General features: G+C 58.5%; 18 protein-coding genes. 16 read left to right on the top strand and 2 right to left on the bottom strand.

The features are described 5' to 3' along the window. The 10 genes from rplO (at position 1) to bfr (ending at position 7,215) form a co-directional block, all read left to right on the top strand. Positions 1-438: a 50S ribosomal protein L15 gene (gene rplO, locus AC07S6_RS25270; protein WP_003176407.1), complete on the top strand. Its 438-nt coding sequence runs from the start codon at positions 1-3 to the stop codon at positions 436-438. Further along, on the top strand, positions 439-1,767 hold the full coding sequence (secY, locus tag AC07S6_RS25265; RefSeq protein ID WP_003194637.1) for a preprotein translocase subunit SecY: 1,329 nt from the start codon (positions 439-441) through the stop codon (positions 1,765-1,767). A gap of 28 nt (positions 1,768-1,795) precedes the next feature. Continuing rightward, positions 1,796-1,912 carry a 50S ribosomal protein L36 gene (rpmJ, locus tag AC07S6_RS25260; RefSeq protein ID WP_002555468.1) on the top strand — a complete coding sequence of 39 codons (117 nt, stop codon included), beginning with the start codon at positions 1,796-1,798 and terminating at the stop codon, positions 1,910-1,912. A gap of 129 nt (positions 1,913-2,041) precedes the next feature. Further along, complete coding sequence (gene rpsM, locus AC07S6_RS25255; RefSeq protein ID WP_003194635.1) at positions 2,042-2,398, top strand: 30S ribosomal protein S13; 357 nt, start codon at positions 2,042-2,044, stop codon at positions 2,396-2,398. Positions 2,399-2,428: 30 nt separating this feature from the next. Then, positions 2,429-2,818 (top strand): 30S ribosomal protein S11, encoded by a 390-nt coding sequence (gene rpsK, locus AC07S6_RS25250; RefSeq protein WP_002555466.1) that lies wholly within the window; start codon positions 2,429-2,431, stop codon positions 2,816-2,818. An 18-nt stretch (positions 2,819-2,836) separates the two neighbouring features. Beyond that, positions 2,837-3,457: a 30S ribosomal protein S4 gene (gene rpsD, locus AC07S6_RS25245; RefSeq protein WP_003176404.1), complete on the top strand. Its 621-nt coding sequence runs from the start codon at positions 2,837-2,839 to the stop codon at positions 3,455-3,457. A 22-nt stretch (positions 3,458-3,479) separates the two neighbouring features. Further along, the gene (locus tag AC07S6_RS25240) at positions 3,480-4,481 is read left to right on the top strand and encodes a DNA-directed RNA polymerase subunit alpha (RefSeq protein WP_003176403.1); all 1,002 of its coding nucleotides are present in this window, start codon (positions 3,480-3,482) and stop codon (positions 4,479-4,481) included. Positions 4,482-4,522: 41 nt separating this feature from the next. Next, a complete protein-coding gene (gene rplQ / locus AC07S6_RS25235) occupies positions 4,523-4,909 on the top strand; it encodes a 50S ribosomal protein L17 (RefSeq protein ID WP_003176402.1) in 387 nt (128 codons plus the stop codon). 237 nt (positions 4,910-5,146) lie between these two features. Further along, positions 5,147-6,595 carry a catalase gene (locus tag AC07S6_RS25230; protein WP_495113292.1) on the top strand — a complete coding sequence of 483 codons (1,449 nt, stop codon included), beginning with the start codon at positions 5,147-5,149 and terminating at the stop codon, positions 6,593-6,595. Positions 6,596-6,750: 155 nt separating this feature from the next. Further along, complete coding sequence (gene bfr, locus AC07S6_RS25225; protein ID WP_003176400.1) at positions 6,751-7,215, top strand: bacterioferritin; 465 nt, start codon at positions 6,751-6,753, stop codon at positions 7,213-7,215. Positions 7,216-7,282: 67 nt separating this feature from the next. Here bfr and uvrA read toward each other — a convergent pair whose 3' ends face one another. Next, the gene (gene uvrA / locus AC07S6_RS25220) at positions 7,283-10,117 is read right to left on the bottom strand and encodes an excinuclease ABC subunit UvrA (RefSeq protein WP_495113291.1); all 2,835 of its coding nucleotides are present in this window, start codon (positions 10,115-10,117) and stop codon (positions 7,283-7,285) included. A gap of 178 nt (positions 10,118-10,295) precedes the next feature. Here uvrA and AC07S6_RS25215 point away from each other — a divergent pair, with 178 nt between their 5' ends. The 3 genes from AC07S6_RS25215 to tam all read left to right on the top strand — a co-directional run bounded on the left by AC07S6_RS25215 (position 10,296) and on the right by tam (position 13,162). Further along, positions 10,296-11,690 (top strand): MFS transporter, encoded by a 1,395-nt coding sequence (locus AC07S6_RS25215; RefSeq protein WP_495113290.1) that lies wholly within the window; start codon positions 10,296-10,298, stop codon positions 11,688-11,690. A gap of 9 nt (positions 11,691-11,699) precedes the next feature. After that, positions 11,700-12,215 carry a single-stranded DNA-binding protein gene (locus AC07S6_RS25210; protein WP_003232445.1) on the top strand — a complete coding sequence of 172 codons (516 nt, stop codon included), beginning with the start codon at positions 11,700-11,702 and terminating at the stop codon, positions 12,213-12,215. A 185-nt stretch (positions 12,216-12,400) separates the two neighbouring features. After that, on the top strand, positions 12,401-13,162 hold the full coding sequence (gene tam, locus AC07S6_RS25205; RefSeq protein ID WP_495113289.1) for a trans-aconitate 2-methyltransferase: 762 nt from the start codon (positions 12,401-12,403) through the stop codon (positions 13,160-13,162). 22 nt (positions 13,163-13,184) lie between these two features. On the opposite strand, the gene AC07S6_RS25200 is transcribed toward tam, so the two are convergent. Continuing rightward, on the bottom strand, positions 13,185-13,748 hold the full coding sequence (locus tag AC07S6_RS25200) for a cysteine hydrolase family protein (protein WP_019818884.1): 564 nt from the start codon (positions 13,746-13,748) through the stop codon (positions 13,185-13,187). Between the two features lie 96 nt (positions 13,749-13,844). Between AC07S6_RS25200 and AC07S6_RS25195 the strand changes: the two genes are divergently transcribed. From AC07S6_RS25195 to AC07S6_RS25185, 3 genes are all read left to right on the top strand, one after another. Beyond that, complete coding sequence (locus AC07S6_RS25195; protein WP_495113288.1) at positions 13,845-14,816, top strand: GlxA family transcriptional regulator; 972 nt, start codon at positions 13,845-13,847, stop codon at positions 14,814-14,816. A gap of 169 nt (positions 14,817-14,985) precedes the next feature. Continuing rightward, positions 14,986-16,095, top strand: coding sequence for a DUF3182 family protein (locus AC07S6_RS25190; RefSeq protein ID WP_495113287.1), 1,110 nt, complete (start codon positions 14,986-14,988; stop codon positions 16,093-16,095). Beyond that, a complete protein-coding gene (locus tag AC07S6_RS25185) occupies positions 16,085-16,840 on the top strand; it encodes an alpha/beta hydrolase family protein (protein WP_019818878.1) in 756 nt (251 codons plus the stop codon). The genes AC07S6_RS25190 and AC07S6_RS25185 overlap by 11 nt, the downstream gene beginning before the upstream one ends. Positions 16,841-16,916: the final 76 nt, after the last annotated feature.

Genomic DNA, 16,916 nt, shown 5'->3' with positions numbered 1-16,916 from the left:
ATGAAACTCAATGATCTGAGTCCAGCGCCGGGTTCCCGTCGCGAAAAGCATCGTCCGGGCCGTGGTATCGGTAGTGGTTTGGGTAAGACCGGTGGCCGTGGCCACAAGGGTCAAACCTCCCGCTCCGGTGGCACCATTGCTCCAGGCTTTGAAGGCGGTCAACAGCCGCTGCATCGTCGCCTGCCCAAGTTCGGTTTCGTATCCCTGAAAGCCATGGATCGCGCAGAAGTGCGTCTGTCCGAGCTGGCTAAAGTGGAAGGCGACATCGTTACTGTGCAGACCCTGAAAGATGCCAACGTGATCAACGTCAACGTACAGCGTGTGAAAATCATGCTGTCCGGTGAAGTGACTCGCGCTGTCACTATCGGCAAGGGAATCGGCGCCACCAAAGGTGCGCGTTCGGCTATCGAAGCAGCTGGCGGCAAGTTCGAGGAATAAATGGCTAAGCAAGGTGCTCTCTCAGCGCTCGGCAAAGGCGGTATGTCTGAACTTTGGGCTCGTCTGCGTTTTCTGTTCCTGGCGATTATCGTCTACCGAATAGGCGCACACATCCCGGTTCCAGGTATCAACCCGGACCGACTCGCAGACCTGTTTCGACAGAATGAGGGGACCATTCTTAGCTTGTTCAACATGTTTTCCGGCGGCGCGCTGGAGCGGATGAGCATCTTTGCACTGGGGATCATGCCGTATATCTCGGCATCGATCATCATGCAGCTGATGACAGCCGTCAGCCCGCAGCTGGAGCAGTTGAAGAAGGAAGGTGAAGCTGGCCGTCGCAAGATTAGCCAGTACACCCGCTACGGCACTGTCGTCCTCGCCCTGGTTCAAGCTATCGGCATGTCCGTTGGCCTGGCGGGGCAGGGCGTTGCGTTCACTGGTGACTTTGGCTTCCATTTCGTCGCGGTATCCACGTTTGTGGCTGGTGCGATGTTCATGATGTGGCTGGGTGAGCAGATTACTGAGCGTGGTGTTGGCAACGGTATCTCGATGTTGATTTTCGCAGGTATCGTCGCCGGTCTTCCGAGAGCAATCGGGCAGTCTTTCGAGTCTGCGCGTCAGGGTGATATCAATATCTTCGCCTTGGTTGCCATCGGTTTGCTGGCAGTAGCGATTATCGGTTTTGTGGTGTTCATTGAGCGTGGCCAGCGTCGTATTGCTGTTCACTACGCCAAGCGTCAGCAGGGCCGTAAGGTCTTCGCTGCGCAGACCAGCCACTTGCCGCTGAAAGTGAATATGGCCGGTGTTATTCCGGCAATTTTCGCGAGCAGCATCTTGCTGTTTCCGGCTTCGTTGGGTACCTGGTTTGGTCAGTCTGAAAATATGGGCTGGCTGCAGGACCTCTCTCAGTCGATCGCTCCTGGTCAGCCGTTGAATATTCTGCTGTTTAGTGCAGGGATTATTTTCTTCTGCTTCTTCTATACGGCGTTGATGTTCAATCCGAAAGACGTAGCGGAAAACCTGAAGAAGTCCGGTGCCTTTATTCCGGGCATCCGTCCAGGTGAGCAGTCGGCACGCTACATTGATGGCGTTCTGACTCGTTTGACCCTGTTCGGTGCTCTATATATGACGGCCGTGTGCTTGTTGCCCCAGTTCCTGGTGGTTGCAGCAAACGTTCCGTTCTACCTTGGCGGGACCTCGTTGCTGATCGTGGTCGTGGTTGTGATGGACTTCATGTCCCAAGTACAATCGCACCTCGTTTCGCACCAGTACGAATCCCTGATGAAGAAAGCCAACCTGAAGGGCTACGGCAGCGGCATGTTGCGCTGAGTACCCCATAAGGTTCGAGGAGTTGGTGATGAAAGTTCGTGCATCGGTGAAAAAGCTGTGCCGTAACTGCAAGATTATTCGCCGCGAAGGTGTTGTTCGAGTAATTTGCAGCGCGGAACCGCGTCACAAACAGCGCCAAGGCTGAGTGTGATCCGCTTGAAGCCCGGCAGCTAGTGCGCTGCCGGGTTGATTATTTGTTATTACAGCGATATTATCTCGCGCCCTATTTCTTGGCTTCCGGGGCGTAGGTAGCTGTCAATTGGAGTCCCACTGAATGGCCCGTATTGCAGGCGTTAACATTCCAGATAACAAGCACACTGTTATCTCGCTGACCTACATCTATGGTGTTGGTCGCACTACTGCGCAGAAAATTTGCGCAGTTGCTGGGGTAAACCCAGCCGCTAAGATCAAGGATCTGAGCGACGAGCAGATTGAACAGCTGCGTGGCGAAGTGGCGAAGTTCACCACTGAAGGTGACCTGCGTCGCGAAATCAACATGAAAATCAAGCGTTTGATGGACCTCGGTTGCTATCGCGGTCTGCGTCATCGTCGTGGTCTTCCAGTACGCGGTCAGCGTACCAAGACTAACGCGCGTACCCGTAAAGGTCCGCGTAAGCCGATCCGCAAGTAATCGCCCCAGCGAATCGACAGGAAAATTATCATGGCAAAACCTGCTGCTCGTCCTCGTAAAAAAGTTAAAAAGACAGTGGTTGATGGCATCGCCCACATCCATGCATCTTTTAACAACACCATCGTGACCATCACCGACCGTCAAGGTAACGCGCTTTCTTGGGCTACCTCCGGTGGTTCGGGTTTCCGCGGTTCCCGCAAGTCCACCCCGTTCGCTGCTCAAGTAGCTGCTGAACGTGCTGGTCAAGCTGCGCTGGAATATGGCCTGAAAAACCTCGACGTTAACGTCAAAGGTCCAGGTCCAGGTCGTGAGTCTGCTGTCCGTGCTTTGAACGGCTGTGGCTATAAGATCGCCAGCATCACCGACGTGACGCCAATCCCGCACAACGGGTGCCGTCCGCCGAAGAAGCGCCGCGTGTAATCCAGGAGATTGTAAAGAATGGCTCGTTACATTGGTCCAAAATGCAAACTCGCTCGTCGCGAAGGCACCGATCTCTTCCTGAAGAGCGGCGTGCGCGCGATCGAATCGAAGTGCAACATTGAAGCAGCACCTGGTATCCACGGCCAACGCCGCGGTCGCCAGTCCGACTACGGCACCCAACTGCGTGAAAAGCAGAAGGTCCGTCGTATCTACGGCGTTCTCGAGCGTCAGTTCAGCGGCTACTACAAAGAAGCTGCTGGCAAGAAAGGTGCAACCGGTGAAAACCTGCTGCAACTGCTCGAATGCCGTCTGGACAACGTTGTATACCGTATGGGCTTTGGTTCGACTCGTGCCGAATCCCGTCAGCTGGTATCGCACAAGTCGATCAGCGTTAACGGTCAGACCGTAAACGTTCCGTCCTACCAGGTTCGTGCTGGTGACGTGGTCGCAGTTCGCGAGAAAGCAAAAAACCAACTTCGCATTGTCCAAGCTCTCGATCTGTGTGCCCAACGTGGCCGCGTAGAATGGGTAGAAGTAGACACTGAGAAGAAGTCGGGCGTTTTCAAGAACGTTCCTGCTCGCAGTGATCTGTCCGCCGACATCAACGAAAGCCTGATTGTCGAGCTCTACTCCAAGTAAGGGCTAGAAAATAGGTGCATCCATGCAGATTTCGGTAAATGAGTTCCTGACACCCCGCCACATTGATGTGCAGGTTGTCAGTCCAACCCGCGCCAAAATTACTCTCGAGCCTCTCGAGCGTGGTTTTGGCCACACCCTGGGCAACGCGCTGCGCCGCATCCTGTTGTCCTCAATGCCCGGCTGTGCAGTAGTCGAGGCCGAGATTGACGGTGTGCTCCACGAGTACAGCGCCATCGAAGGTGTACAGGAAGACGTAATTGAAATCCTGTTGAACCTTAAAGGTCTGGCTATCAAGCTGCACGGCCGTGACGAAGTTACGCTGACCTTGTCGAAGAAGGGTTCGGGGGTGGTTACCGCTGCCGATATTCAGCTGGATCATGATGTCGAGATCGTTAACCCCGATCACGTAATCGCTAACCTGGCGTCTAACGGCGCCCTGAACATGAAGCTCACTGTAGCTCGTGGTCGTGGTTATGAACCGGCCGACTCGCGTCAGAGCGATGAAGACGAAAGCCGCAGCATTGGTCGCTTGCAGCTTGACTCTTCGTTCAGCCCGGTTCGCCGTATCGCATACGTGGTGGAAAACGCCCGTGTCGAGCAGCGTACTAACCTGGACAAGCTGGTTATTGATCTGGAAACCAACGGTACCCTGGATCCTGAAGAGGCTATCCGCCGCGCTGCAACCATTCTGCAACAGCAGTTGGCTGCGTTCGTCGACCTCAAAGGTGACAGCGAACCAGTGGTAATCGAGCAGGAAGACGAGATCGATCCGATCCTGCTTCGCCCGGTTGACGATCTGGAACTGACTGTACGTTCGGCTAACTGCCTTAAGGCGGAAAACATTTACTACATCGGTGACCTGATCCAGCGCACCGAAGTAGAACTGTTGAAGACTCCGAACCTGGGCAAGAAATCCTTGACTGAAATCAAGGACGTTCTGGCCTCCCGCGGTCTGTCCCTCGGCATGCGCCTCGACAACTGGCCGCCTGCAAGTCTTAAGAAGGACGACAAGGCGACTGCCTGATCGTCGTAATCACCGAACGTGAGTTTGGTAAGGAATGAACCATGCGTCATCGTAAAAGTGGTCGTCACCTGAGCCGTACCAGCTCGCACCGCAAGGCCATGTTCCAAAACATGGCGGTGTCGCTGTTCGAGCACGAGCTGATCAAAACTACACTGCCGAAAGCTAAAGAACTGCGTCGCGTTGCTGAGCCGCTGATCACTTTGGCCAAGACAGACAGCCTGGCTAACCGCCGTCTGGCTTTCGACCGTACTCGTTCGAAAGCTATCGTTGGTAAGCTCTTCAACGACCTGGGCAAGCGTTACGCTACCCGTGAGGGCGGCTACCTGCGCATCCTCAAGTGCGGTTTCCGCGCTGGCGACAACGCGCCTATGGCGTACGTCGAGTTGGTTGATCGTGCTACTGCCGGCGAAGCTGTAAGCGCCGAGTAATACGACAAGCTGCAACGAAGAACCGGGCCTAGTGCCCGGTTTTTTGTGCGCGTAACAAAAGCGCGTTGCGTACAAGAATCTTCAGGCGACACGCTTCACTATGAGCGTCGGGCATGTTGGTAGTTATTTTCTATTGAAGCCTACAATTTAATGAATTTGTAGGTGTCATGTGGATGGTCAATACTCCCTCCAAGCCGATTAGCCGGCAGTTTCAAGCCCGACCTGAGGAAGATGCGCATGAGCCAGAATAAAGTCCTTACCACCGCCAGCGGCGCGCCCGTTGCGGACAATCAGAACTCACGTTCCGCCGGCCCTCGTGGCCCCTTGCTGCTCGACGATTTTCACCTGATCGAGAAGCTCGCTCACTTCAACCGTGAAAACATCCCTGAGCGTCGCGTGCACGCCAAAGGTTCGGGTGCCTTCGGTACCTTCACGGTGACAAAAGACATTACCGAATACACCAGCGCCAAATTGTTCGAGTCCGTTGGCAAGCAGACGCCTACGTTCTTGCGTTTCTCCACGGTGGGTGGGGAGCGCGGTTCGGCCGACACTGAGCGCGATCCACGTGGTTTCGCCTTGAAGTTCTACACCGAGGAAGGCAACTGGGACATCGTCGGTAACAACACCCCTGTGTTCTTTATCCGTGATCCGCTGAAGTTCCCGGATTTTATCCACACCCAGAAACGCCTGCCGCAGAGCAACCTGAAAAGCGCGCAGATGATGTGGGATTTCTGGTCGCACTCCCCTGAGGCGTTGCACCAGGTCACTATTCTGTTTTCGGACCGCGGGATTCCAGACGGCTATCGCCACATGCATGGTTTCGGCAGCCACACTTACAGTCTGATCAATGCCAAGGGTGAGCGTCATTGGGTGAAGTGGCACTACAAGACTAAGCAAGGCATCAAGAACCTGGCGCCGGCCGAGGCCGCCCGCTTGGCGGGAACCGATCCTGATTACGCCCAGCGTGATCTGTTTGGTGCAATCGAGCGCGGTGACTTCCCCAAGTGGCGCGTGTGCATCCAGATCATGACCGAGGCACAGGCGAACGCCCATTACGAGAACCCGTTTGACGTGACCAAGACCTGGTCGCAAAAAGAATTCCCGTTGATTGAAGTGGGTGAGCTGGAGCTCAATCGTAATCCGCAGAACTACTTCGCCGAAGTCGAGCAGGCCGCATTTGGCCCAAGCAACATGGTCCCAGGCGTTGGCCTGTCGCCGGACCGTATGCTGCAAGGTCGGGTTTTTGCCTACGCCGATGCGCACCGCTACCGTGTGGGCACCAACCACCAGCAACTGCCGGTGAACGCACCACGTAGCCCGGTTAACAGCTACCAGCGTGACGGTTCCATGGCTTTTGGCAGCAATGGTGGGGCGGCTCCGAACTACGAGCCAAACAGCTATGCCGACGCACCGAAACAAGCCCCGCAATATGCAGAGCCAGCACTGGCCCTGAGCGGCGCCGCCGATCGTTACGATCACCGCGAAGATACGGACTACTACAGCCACGCCGGTGCGCTGTTCCGTCTGATGAATGATGAGCAGAAAGCCCTGCTCACCAATAACATCGCCGGTGCTATGGGTGGCGTTTCCAGCGATGTGGTCCAGCGTCAACTGCAGCACTTCTATAAGGCCGACCCGGCTTATGGAGAAGCAATTGCAAAGGCATTGGGTGTATCGCTTAACTGACTCTAAACGATAAGCAGAACCGCCCTCATTTGGGCGGTTTTTGCGTTATTTCAGCTACTTTTCTCCGGAAATCTTCACTTTTCTGCCGTTTGTCCCGTGACCTTCAAGTCAGCATGGTTCAAACTACAGTCTTTCAAGCAGGGAGATGTAGGGCGATGCAAGGTCACCCCGACGTAATCGATTACCTCAACACGTTGCTGACGGGCGAACTGGCAGCTCGTGACCAATATTTCATCCATTCGCGTATGTACGAAGACTGGGGCTTTACCGAGCTCTATGAGCGTATCAACCACGAAATGGAAGAAGAGGCACAGCACGCTGACGCCCTGATGCGCCGCATTCTGATGCTCGAAGGCACGCCGCGTATGCGTCCTGATGATCTGGACGTGGGTACCACAGTGCCGGACATGCTCGCCGCCGATCTTCGCCTTGAGTACAAGGTCCGTGCCGCACTCTGCAAGGGCATTGAGCTTTGCGAACAGCACAACGACTATGTCACCCGGGAAATATTGCGGGTGCAGTTGAATGACACCGAAGAAGATCACACCTACTGGCTGGAAAAGCAGTTGGGCCTGATCAAGCTGATCGGCCTGGAGAATTACCTGCAATCGCAGTTCTGATTCCCGGCTATAAAAAAGCCCCTGTCACCGCAAAGTGGCAGGGGCTTTTTATTGGGCGATGAAAAAATCAGGCCCTGTCGCGTTCCAGCAACGGTTTCAAGTAGTAACCGGTGTGCGATTGAGACATTTCGGAAACCTGCTCCGGAGTGCCCACTGCGATGATCTGGCCACCCTTAGAACCACCTTCCGGCCCCAGGTCTACCAGCCAGTCGGCCGTCTTGATCACATCAAGGTTGTGCTCAATCACCACCACGGTATTGCCGTGGTCCCGCAAGCGGTGCAGTACGTCCAGCAACTGCTGGATATCCGCGAAGTGCAGGCCAGTGGTCGGCTCATCGAGGATGTACAAGGTTTTGCCGGTATCACGCTTGGACAGCTCGCGAGACAGCTTGACCCGCTGCGCTTCACCACCCGACAGCGTGGTCGCTGATTGCCCCAGCTTGATGTACGACAGGCCTACATCCATCAGCGTCTGCAGCTTGCGCGCCAACGCCGGCACCGCGTCGAAGAACTCGCGAGCTTCCTCGATTGTCATCTCCAGGGTTTCATGGATGCTCTTGCCCTTGTACTTGATCTCCAGGGTCTCGCGGTTGTAGCGCTTGCTCTTGCACACATCGCACGGCACGTAGATGTCGGGCAGGAAGTGCATCTCAACCTTGATCAGGCCGTCGCCCTGGCAGGCTTCGCAGCGCCCACCCTTGACGTTAAACGAGAACCGGCCCGGCCCATAACCCCGTGAGCGCGACTCGGGTACGCCAGCGAACAGCTCGCGGATAGGGGTAAACAGCCCGGTGTAGGTGGCTGGGTTGGAACGCGGTGTGCGTCCAATCGGGCTCTGGTCGATGTCGACGACCTTGTCCAGATGCTCCAGGCCTTTGATGCTGTCGTGGGCCGCAGCTTCCAGAGTGGTCGCGCCGTTCAGGGCGGTGGCACTCAGTGGGAACAAGGTGTTGTTGATCAGCGTCGACTTGCCCGAACCGGAAACACCGGTCACGCAGGTCAGCAGGCCCAGCGGAATCTCCAGGTCGACATTGCGCAGGTTGTTCCCGCGCGCGCCCTTGAGATGCAGCGCCATCTTCTTGTTACGCGGCGTTCGCTTGGCGGGTACTTCAATCTTCACACGGCCAGACAAGTATTTGCCGGTCAACGAGTCCGGATGTGCCATCACTTCGGCAGGCGTGCCCTCGGCAACGATATGGCCACCATGCACACCCGCGCCCGGGCCGATATCGACCACGTAGTCCGCCAGGCGGATAGCGTCTTCATCATGCTCGACCACGATCACGGTATTGCCGATATCGCGCAGGTGTTTCAGCGTGCCCAGCAGGCGGTCGTTATCCCGTTGGTGCAAGCCAATCGACGGCTCATCGAGGATATACAGCACGCCCACAAGGCCCGCGCCAATCTGGCTGGCCAGGCGAATACGTTGTGCCTCACCACCAGACAGGGTATCGGCGCTGCGGTCCAGCGACAGGTAGTCCAGGCCAACGTTGACCAGGAACTGCAGACGCTCGCGAATTTCCTTGAGGATCTTGTCGGCAATTTCCCCGCGTCGCCCGGTGAGCTTGAGTACGCCAAAGTATTCACACGCATCGCCGATCGGCAGGTTGGTCACTGCTGGCAGGGTCTTCTCGCCCACCCACACGTGACGTGCCTCACGGCGCAGGCGGGTGCCACGGCAATCAGGGCAAGGCTGAGTACTGAGGAATTTTGCCAGTTCTTCACGCACGCTTGCCGATTCGGTCTCGCGGTAGCGACGCTCCAGGTTCGGCACGATGCCTTCGAACGGGTGCGAGCGCTTGACGATATCGCCACGGTCGTTCAGGTACTTGAAGTCGACATTCTGCGAACCGCTGCCATGCAAAATGACCTTCTGCTGGTCTGCCGGCAGCTGGTTGAACGGCACTTCCAGGCTGAACTTGTAGTGCGAGGCCAATGATCCGAGCATCTGGAAATAGTAGACGTTACGCCTGTCCCATCCGCGTATCGCCCCCTCGGCCAGGGTCAGGTCACCATTGACCAGGCGCTTGATATCGAAAAACTGCTTCACACCCAGGCCGTCGCAAGTCGGGCAGGCGCCGGCCGGGTTGTTGAAGGAAAACAGCTTGGGTTCCAGCTCACTGATGGCATGGCCACAGATGGGGCACGCAAAGCGCGCGGAGAAGATGATCTCTTCGCCCGGCTCGTCATCCATCGGCGCTACGAGGGCAATGCCATCGGCCAGCTTCAGCGCGGTTTCGAACGATTCCGCCAAACGCTGCTGCAAGTCGGCGCGCACCTTGAATCGGTCGACCACCACATCAATGGAGTGCTTTTTCTGCTTGTCCAGCTTCGGCGCTTCGTCCAGCTCATAGAGCTTGCCGTTGATGCGCGCCCGCACGAAGCCCTGGGCACGCAGTTCTTCGAAGACCGACAGGTGTTCACCCTTGCGCTCGCGAATGACGGGCGCCAGCAGCATCAGCTTGGCGCCCTCTGGCTGGGCCAGTACCAGGTCGACCATCTGGCTGACGGTCTGGGCTTCCAGGGGAATATCGTGGTCCGGGCAGCGCGGAATGCCCACGCGCGCATACAGCAGGCGCAGATAGTCGTAGATTTCGGTAATGGTACCCACGGTGGAGCGCGGGTTGTGGGACGTGGATTTCTGCTCGATGGAAATAGCCGGCGACAGGCCTTCAATGGTGTCGACATCGGGCTTTTCCATCATCGACAGGAACTGCCGGGCGTAGGCCGACAGCGATTCCACATAGCGACGCTGACCTTCGGCATACAGCGTGTCGAACGCCAGGGACGATTTGCCGGAGCCGGACAAGCCGGTGATGACGATCAGTTTGTCCCGGGGCAGGGTCAGGTCGATGTTCTTCAGGTTGTGGGTTCTAGCCCCACGAATCAGGATCTTGTCCAAGATGGCCTCGCACGGCGGGCGTAAATGATGCCGGAGTATACGGCTAAAGACTGGATGAATATACACTGTCAAAACGCCGCCTGCAGCCTTACATGAAAGCTGCGCGGCAAAGCGCCGCATATACCCTCTCAATCGATGGGACTGGTAGAATCGCCGCCGGTTCACACGAGGTTTTTCCATGCACGATCCCCACAGCGAACGCATGAGTAGCGGCGAGACCCGAGCGGCAAGCGGGCTGGCCCTGGTGTTCGCCTTCCGTATGCTGGGCATGTTTATGGTGTTGCCAGTGCTGGCCACCTATGGGATGGATCTCGCAGGTGCGACCCCCGCCTTGATCGGCCTGGCGATTGGTGCCTATGGCCTGACCCAGGCGATTTTCCAGATCCCGTTCGGGATTATTTCCGACCGCATTGGCCGTCGCCCGGTGATCTATCTCGGGCTGATCGTATTCGCCCTTGGCAGTGTGCTAGCGGCCCAATCCGATTCGATCTGGGGCGTCATCGCCGGCCGCATCCTGCAGGGCGCCGGTGCGATTTCCGCCGCCGTGATGGCGCTGCTGTCGGACCTGACCCGCGAACAACACCGCACCAAGGCCATGGCGATGATCGGCATGACCATCGGCCTGTCGTTTGCCGTGGCAATGGTGGTCGGCCCCTTGCTCACGCGCGCGTTCGGCTTGCATGGGCTGTTCCTGGCCACGGGCGGCATGGCGTTGTTCGGCATCCTGATCGTGGCTTTTATGGTGCCGCGCTCCACCGGCACCCTGCTGCATCGTGAATCGGGCGTCGCACGCAAGGCGTTGCTGCCGACGCTCAAGCACCCGGACCTGCTGCGCCTGGATTTAGGTATCTTCGTATTACACGCCATGCTGATGTGCAGCTTCGTCGCCTTGCCCCTGGCCCTGGTGGAAAAAGCCGGCCTGCCCAAGGAACAGCACTGGTGGGTCTACCTCACTGCGCTGTTGATTTCGTTCTTCGCCATGATCCCGTTCATCATCTATGGCGAGAAGAAACGCAAAATGAAACGAGTTTTACTCGGCGCCGTCGCGACATTGATGCTCACTGAACTATTCTTCTGGCAGTTCGGCGACAGCCTGCGAGCATTGGTGATTGGTACGGTGGTGTTTTTCACCGCCTTCAACCTGCTCGAAGCGTCGTTGCCGTCACTGATCAGTAAAGTTTCACCGGCAGGCGGCAAGGGCACGGCCATGGGGGTGTATTCCACCAGCCAGTTCCTGGGTTCCGCGTTGGGCGGCATCATGGGCGGCTGGATGTTCCAGCATGGCGGTTTGTCGGTTGTGTTCCTCGGATGCGCCGGGCTGGCTGCACTTTGGCTGGTCTTTGCTGTTACCATGCGCGAACCTCCCTACGTCACCAGTCTGCGTTTGCCGCTATCGCCCGAGGCGATCCGCGAAGCCGGCCTGGTAGAGCGCCTGAAGGCTGTCGTAGGGGTAACGGATGCAGTCGTGGTCGCTGAAGAGGCGGCCATTTACATCAAATTGGACACCGAATTATTGGATCGCGCGACGCTCGAGCAACTGGTCAACCCAGTGCCGACAGCGCGCCCAGCCTAGGAGAACGTTATGGCCCGTGGGGTTAACAAAGTCATATTGGTCGGTACTTGCGGCCAGGATCCCGAAGTTCGCTACTTGCCTAACGGTAACGCCGTGACCAACCTGAGCCTGGCGACCAGCGAACAGTGGACCGACAAGCAGACCGGCCAGAAGGTCGAGAAGACCGAATGGCACCGCGTGTCGATGTTCGGCAAGGTCGCAGAGATCGCCGGTGAATACCTGCGCAAAGGTTCGCAGGTCTACATCGAAGGCAAACTGCAAACCCGTGAGTGGGAAAAAGACGGCATCAAGCGCTACACCACCGAAATCGTGGTCGACATGCAAGGCACCATGCAACTGCTGGGTGGCCGTCCACAGGGCGACCAACAGGGCCAGGGCGGCATGTCCAACTCGGCACCGCGCCCACAGCAGTCGCGTCCGCAGCCAAGCCAGCAGCCACAGCGTGAGTCGCGCCCAGCACCACAGCAGGCTGCTCCGCAACCGGCTCCGGATTTCGACAGCTTTGATGACGATATCCCGTTCTAAGGTCCAAGACCGACCCTGAACAAACAAAACCCCCGATAGCGAAAGCATCGGGGTTTTTTTATGGTCGACGTCCAGGCGTCGCGCGCACGGTGCCTTTGTACAGGCAGCACACCAACCCCAGCATTTGTTCTCATGGTTCACAAGATTTAGGCTGTCGCCACCTCTAAGAAAGAAGGAAGGCTGTGATGACCTGGTCCGCCAAGCAGTACACGATGTTCGAACAGCAGCGCACTCGCCCTGTCCGTGACTTGATTGCGGCAGTTCCCAACGCCGACGTGGGCACCGCAGTCGACCTGGGGTGCGGGCCGGGGAACTCCACCGAGGTACTGGCCGAGCGTTTCCCCCAAGCACAGATCACGGGCATGGACAGCTCCGATGACATGTTGGTAGAGGCCCGCAAGCGCCTGCCCAGGTTGAACTTCGAGCTGGCAGATATCGGCGCCTGGCACCCTGCGCAACGCTTGGATGTGATCCTGGCCAATGCCTCGCTGCAATGGCTGCCGGACCACGCCACGCTCTACCCGCACTTGGTCCACCAACTGAACCCAGGCGGTACGCTGGCGGTGCAAACCCCGGACAACCTTGACGAGCCCGCCCATCGCCTGGCCCGTGAAGTTGCGGCCGATGGCCCGTGGTCGGCGAAGATAGGGGCGGTCAAACACAATGAGCGGCACACCGCCAGTTACTACTACGAGCTGCTGACCAAGCATTGCAGCACCGTGGATGTGTGGCGCACCACCTATCACCACCCGTTGGCGGACCACTCGGCGGTGGTGGAGTGGTTCAAGGCCTCGGCATTGCGGCCTTTTCTCGCACCGTTGACCGACGATGAAAAAGCCGCCTTCCTGCAGCAATACCAGGCGCGAATTACCCAGGCTTATCCAGCCCTGGCCGATGGCACGGTGTTGTTGCCCTTTCCGCGCCTGTTCATCATCGCCACACGCTAAAGCGATCAGCCCCGGGTGGCGGTCACGCAGCCGCTGCTTGGGCCTGCAGATATTCCTCTGCCGACACTACACCCGCATAGCCAAATGCCAGGGAGGCCATGTACGCCCCGTGCACCTGCGCCGCCGGAATCACCTGCCCGTTGAATTCCTGGTCGCGGGTCGCGCAGGCATCATGGATCACCGTAACCTTGTAGCCCAGGTCCGCCGCCGCCCGTACCACGGCGTCAATGCACATATGGCTCATGCTGCCTACCACCACCACGTCGGTGATGCTGCGCTGTTCCAGCAGTTCGCGCAGGTTGGTTTGGCGAAACGCATTCACGAAGTGTTTGAGCACCACCGGTTCCTCGCCCTCGTTGAGCACCTTGGCATGCAAGTGCGCGCCTTCGGAGCCCGGTGTGAAGAACGGTGCGTCGTCGCCAGCGAACTCATGCCGTACATGAATCACCGCATCGCCTGCTTGTCGAAACGCCTGGAGCACCTGCGCCGCCTTGTCCGCTGCGGCTTCCACGCCGTCGAGCGGCCACTTGCCCTGGGGGAAGTAGTCGTTCTGGATATCGATTAGGATGAGCGCCTGCTTGGCCATGTGTGTTGCCTCGTGATGGGTTGATGGGCCTAGTATCTTAGCTGGCGATCACACCGAGAATTGGCTGCACCGACAATAACAGGGGGAAAACTGACAATGGCCGCGCAACGCAGCACTGTCGAGCTGGGTGTGTTGATCTACCAGGGCGCGCAACTCGCCGCAGTCCACGGGCTGACCGACCTGTTCGGGGTCGCTAACCGCATCGCCGCCGAGCGTGAATCTGCGCAATTACCGCTGCTGCGGGTCAGCCACTGGCAGGTAGATGCCCACGGCACGCCCGCGCGCACGTTCGACAGCCACCCAGGCCCCGAGCAACCGATGATGGCCGTGTTGGTGCCACCCTCGATTGCAGAGTTCACCGAAGACCAGGCGCCGCCTGCGCTGCTGGAATGGCTGCGCCTGCAACATGCGGGCGGCACCGTGCTGGGCGGCGTGTGCATCGGCTCGATCATGCTGGCGCGCAGCGGCCTGTTGGATGGCCGCAGTGCCACCACCCACTGGTCCTCCGCGAAGTCTTTTGCGGCCTGTTACCCGGCGGTGCGACTGGAAGCGGATAAACCTATTGTCGATGACGGCGACCTGATCACCTCCGCTGGGCTTATGGCCTGGTCGGAATTGGGCCTGCGCCTGGTCGATCGGCTTATGGGGCCGAGCATTGCAGCTGACACTGCGCGCTTTCTGGTGATCGAGCACAGCGCCAGTGCCAGCCAGTGCGGTAGCAACTTTGCGCCGATTCTCAGGCATGGTGATGGTGCGGTCCTCAAGGTCCAGCATTGGCTGCAGGCCAGTGGCGCGGTGGATGTGTCCGTGGCGGCGATGGCGCAGGAGGCGAACCTGGAGGAGCGCACGTTCTTGCGCCGCTTTCGCAACGCCACCGGGCTGAAACCCACCGAGTACTGTCAGCATCTGCGAGTCGGCAAGGCGCGGCAGATGCTGGAGTTCACCAACGGCACCATCGATCACATTGCCTGGACCGTGGGCTATCAAGACCCCGGTGCCTTTCGTACCATTTTCAAGAAAATCACCGGCCTGTCCCCCAGCGATTACCGCAACCGCTTCGGGGTTTGAATCGTGCAGAACGCCGCAGGGTTCGCCCCGGGTCGTGCAGAATAAAACAGGCTAACGGCCATCACTTTTTGCGCAACTGATTGATTTAACAACTATCCGCTCAATCATAGCGTTGGCCTGATCCATGCAACCTCATTGCTACACAAAGGTTGATGGAAAAGGGGACCGCATGACCCCCATAAGTCGCAAGAAGTTGGTGGTCGCCCACTCCATGCGAGAGGGGGCGCCCCTGCATGAAATCGAAACCAACCGCGCCCTCGCACGCTGGCTGGCGCAGATCTTGGGGCTCAAGTTCGGTGGCAGTTACGACCCGGCCCTGCATGCGGGTCGGGAATTGTATCTGCTGCCCACGCAAACCCTGGTCGGGCCAGCCCAAGCGCGCCAGCTCAATATCAAGGGGCCTGGCGATCTGTGGGGCGGCTATGTCGATCACGCTTTTATCTGCACCAAGGCCATCACGCATGGCCTGTTGAGTCCCGAGGCCAAGGCGCCCGAAGGCTGGTCGCCGACATTCTGCGAGCGCGTGCGTGACGTGGTGTTGGACGGCGTGAGTGTGTTCGCCCTTGAGGACGCGCGGTCTGCCGCCACCCGCTTGCTCTACAGCGGCCCGATTCGTCTGAAACCCGTGAACGCCTGTGCAGGGCGCGGGCAGGAAGTTATCCACAGCCTGGATGAGTTCGACGCCATAGTGGCGCGCCCGGAAGCGGCCCGAATGTTCAATGAAGGCGTGGTGCTGGAACAAGACCTGCACGCAGTGGTCACCCACAGTGTGGGCCAGAGTTTTATTGGCGATCACCTCATTAGCTACTGCGGCGAGCAGCACCTGACCCAAGACGGGCAGGGGGAAGAGGTCTACGGCGGTTCCGATCTGCTGGTCGTCCCCGGTGATTATGCTGCCCTGCTCAAACTGGATCTGCGTGAAGACGTGCGTGAGGCCATCGAACAGGCGCTGGTTTTCGACCGTGCTGCGGACGAAGCCTACCCAAGCTTCTTCGCCTCGCGCCGCAACTACGACATCGCCCAAGGCCTGGACAGCACAGGCCAGCGCCGTAGTGGCGTGCTCGAACAATCGTGGCGCATGGGCGGAGCCAGCAGCGCGGAGGTCGCGGCGCTGCAGAGCTTTATCAACCACCCGGGCCTGAAGGCCATCCGTGTGTCCTCGGTAGAAACCTATGTAGACCAAGCGCTGCCGGCGGATGCCATCGAGGTATACCGAGGCCCGGCCGAGAACAGCGACTTTCTACTCAAATATGTGACGGTCAAGACTTATGACGGCTAGAAGCGAGAGCATCACCATCGACATAGACGACGAGCAGATGAGCGGGACCTTCCTCAGTCCCAAGTCCAAAGTACCCGGTGTGTTGTTCGTGCACGGCTGGGGCGGTAGCCAGGAGCGCGACCTGGAGCGGGCCAAAGGTATCGCAGGCCTTGGGTGTGTGTGCCTGACCTTCGACCTGCGTGGCCATGCTGGCACCGGCATCCCTTTGTCGCGCGTCACCCGCGAAGACAACCTGCGCGACCTGCTGGCCGCCTACGACCGCCTGCTGTCCCACCCGGCTATCGACACCTCGGCGGTGGCAGTGGTGGGCACCAGTTATGGCGGCTACCTGGCAGCGATCCTCACCTCATTGCGCCCGGTACGTTGGCTGGCGCTGCGAGTGCCGGCGCTGTACCGCGACCAGGAATGGCTCAAGCCCAAGCGCGACTTGGATAAAGCCGACCTGATGGATTACCGCGGCACCCTCGTGCACGCCGAAACCAACCGTGCCCTGCATGCCTGCGCGCAATTTACCGGCGATGTGCTGATTGTCGAATCGGAAACCGACGACCATGTACCCCACGCCACCATCATGAGTTACCGCGCGGCGTGCCAGCAAACCCACTCCCTGACCCACCGCATCATCGACGGCGCCGACCATTCCTTGAGCGACCCGGTGTCGCAACAGGCCTACACCTCGATCCTGGTGGACTGGATTACCGAGATGGTGGTGGGGGAGCGGTTGAGCATCATTCAGGCTCGATAGTCGTTGCCCTTGTGATCGCTATCGCGGGCAAGCCCGGCTCCCACCTGGGAATGCATTCCCCTGTGGGAGCCGGGCT

Source organism: Pseudomonas sp. GW821-FHT07B01, from assembly GCF_059419065.1.
This window is presented reverse-complemented; position numbering and strand designations above follow the sequence as displayed.

Coding starts and splice junctions, on each gene's coding strand:
- rplO (WP_003176407.1), top strand. CDS start 1: ATGAAACTCAATGATCTGAGTCCAGCGCCGGGTTCCCGTCGCGAAAAG.
- tam (WP_495113289.1), top strand. CDS start 12,401: ATGACCTGGTCCGCCAAGCAGTACACGATGTTCGAACAGCAGCGCACT.
- bfr (WP_003176400.1), top strand. CDS start 6,751: ATGCAAGGTCACCCCGACGTAATCGATTACCTCAACACGTTGCTGACG.
- AC07S6_RS25200 (WP_019818884.1), bottom strand. CDS start 13,748: ATGGCCAAGCAGGCGCTCATCCTAATCGATATCCAGAACGACTACTTC.
- rpsD (WP_003176404.1), top strand. CDS start 2,837: ATGGCTCGTTACATTGGTCCAAAATGCAAACTCGCTCGTCGCGAAGGC.
- AC07S6_RS25240 (WP_003176403.1), top strand. CDS start 3,480: ATGCAGATTTCGGTAAATGAGTTCCTGACACCCCGCCACATTGATGTG.
- secY (WP_003194637.1), top strand. CDS start 439: ATGGCTAAGCAAGGTGCTCTCTCAGCGCTCGGCAAAGGCGGTATGTCT.
- AC07S6_RS25230 (WP_495113292.1), top strand. CDS start 5,147: ATGAGCCAGAATAAAGTCCTTACCACCGCCAGCGGCGCGCCCGTTGCG.
- rpmJ (WP_002555468.1), top strand. CDS start 1,796: ATGAAAGTTCGTGCATCGGTGAAAAAGCTGTGCCGTAACTGCAAGATT.
- rpsK (WP_002555466.1), top strand. CDS start 2,429: ATGGCAAAACCTGCTGCTCGTCCTCGTAAAAAAGTTAAAAAGACAGTG.
- AC07S6_RS25210 (WP_003232445.1), top strand. CDS start 11,700: ATGGCCCGTGGGGTTAACAAAGTCATATTGGTCGGTACTTGCGGCCAG.
- rplQ (WP_003176402.1), top strand. CDS start 4,523: ATGCGTCATCGTAAAAGTGGTCGTCACCTGAGCCGTACCAGCTCGCAC.
- AC07S6_RS25195 (WP_495113288.1), top strand. CDS start 13,845: ATGGCCGCGCAACGCAGCACTGTCGAGCTGGGTGTGTTGATCTACCAG.
- AC07S6_RS25215 (WP_495113290.1), top strand. CDS start 10,296: ATGCACGATCCCCACAGCGAACGCATGAGTAGCGGCGAGACCCGAGCG.
- AC07S6_RS25185 (WP_019818878.1), top strand. CDS start 16,085: ATGACGGCTAGAAGCGAGAGCATCACCATCGACATAGACGACGAGCAG.
- AC07S6_RS25190 (WP_495113287.1), top strand. CDS start 14,986: ATGACCCCCATAAGTCGCAAGAAGTTGGTGGTCGCCCACTCCATGCGA.
- rpsM (WP_003194635.1), top strand. CDS start 2,042: ATGGCCCGTATTGCAGGCGTTAACATTCCAGATAACAAGCACACTGTT.